The 1,326-nt window shown below is 64.0% G+C and carries 2 protein-coding genes; one reads left to right on the forward strand and one right to left on the reverse strand.

Going from position 1 to position 1,326, the window contains the following annotated elements; translation table 11 throughout:
• The coding region (locus EN914_RS35680) for a dipeptide epimerase (protein WP_164779180.1) at positions 1-755 on the reverse strand (755 nt) is incomplete at its 3' end.
• Between the two features lie 76 nt (positions 756-831).
• Here EN914_RS35680 and EN914_RS35685 point away from each other — a divergent pair.
• A partial coding sequence (locus EN914_RS35685) for an STAS domain-containing protein (protein WP_127389700.1) occupies positions 832-1,326 on the forward strand: 495 nt, incomplete at its 3' end.

Raw genomic sequence — 1,326 nt, forward strand, 5'->3', positions numbered from 1 at the left:
CCCCCCGACTTGTCGAGCTTGATGTTGACGGCATCGTAAAGACCGACAAGCGCTTCGAGATTCTTAGCCTCGTGCACGCTTTCATCGGCGCAGATCGGCACCGCATGGGCGATATGGCGCAGGATCTCGTCATGACCGGCCGGCAGCGGCTGTTCGATCAGCGCGATGCTTTGTTCGGCGGCAAAGGCGAAGTTCGCAACGATGTTGTCGTCGCTCCAGCCCTCATTGGCGTCGAGGATGATGCGGCTGTCTGGCGCTGCCTGCCTGACCGCCCGGATGCGGGCAATGTCGTTGTCGCCGCCGATCTTGACCTTGAGCAGCGGCCGCGCCGCATTGGCGCGGGCCTGCGCCGCCATCGCCTCCGGCTCGCCCAGCGACAGCGTGTAGGCGGTTTCGAGCGCCTGCAAGGGAACAGCACCTATCGCAACCGCCACCGATGTTCCGCTGAGCTTCGCCTCCAGATCCCATAGGGCGCAGTCTATGGCGTTGCGGGCGGCTCCGGCCGGCATGGCATCGAGCAAGGCGCTGCGGCTGATGCCATCGGCGATCCGGCCGCGCATGGCGTCGATCGCCTCGCGCACGCCCTCAATCGTCTCGCCATAGCGCTTGTAGGGGACGCATTCGCCGCGGCCGAAATGGCCGCCGTCGCTGATCGTGCAGGAGATCACTTCGGCTTCGGTCTTGGAACCGCGCGAAATGGTGAAGGTTCCGGCGATGGGAAAACGCTCGGCCTCGACCGAAATGACACGCGCCATATTTTTCTGCTCCTGCTGTGCGACAAGCGTTGTCGGCAAATCGACAGGTCAGACCCGTCAGGCTAAACAGGACGCCATGTTGACCATCGGCAAGCGCGACGCAAGCGGCACGACCGCAGGGGAGGCTGACCACGAACCGCGCGTGGTGATCGGCGAGGAGGACGGCGTTCTTGGCTGCGCTTTCTCCGGAATCTGGACGACACGGACCGTTGCACTCGTCGACGCCGACATGCGCAAGATCGAAAAGCGAAGCGGCTTCAAAACCTTGGCGCTCGATGTTTCCAAGATCGAGAAGATGGACACTGCCGGCGCCTGGCTGATCGACCGGCTGGTCAGCGCCTTCGAGAAGAAGGGTGTCGAGATCCAGATGCAAGGCCAGAGCGAGATCGCTTCGATCCTGCTCGAAGCTGTCGGCGAGGCCGTGCGGCGCGAACCCGAATCCGGCCCGGTGCGACCGCCCAACATCGTCATTCGCGCGCTGGAGGCGGTTGGCCGCCGGGTCTACGAGATGCGCGACGATTTTCTGGCCTCGATGAACATCCTCGGCGCCACCATCCGTGGCGCGCAGATG

Source organism: Mesorhizobium sp. M7A.F.Ca.CA.001.08.2.1, assembly GCF_003998455.1.
Classification (GTDB): Bacteria; Pseudomonadota; Alphaproteobacteria; order Rhizobiales; family Rhizobiaceae; genus Mesorhizobium; species Mesorhizobium ciceri.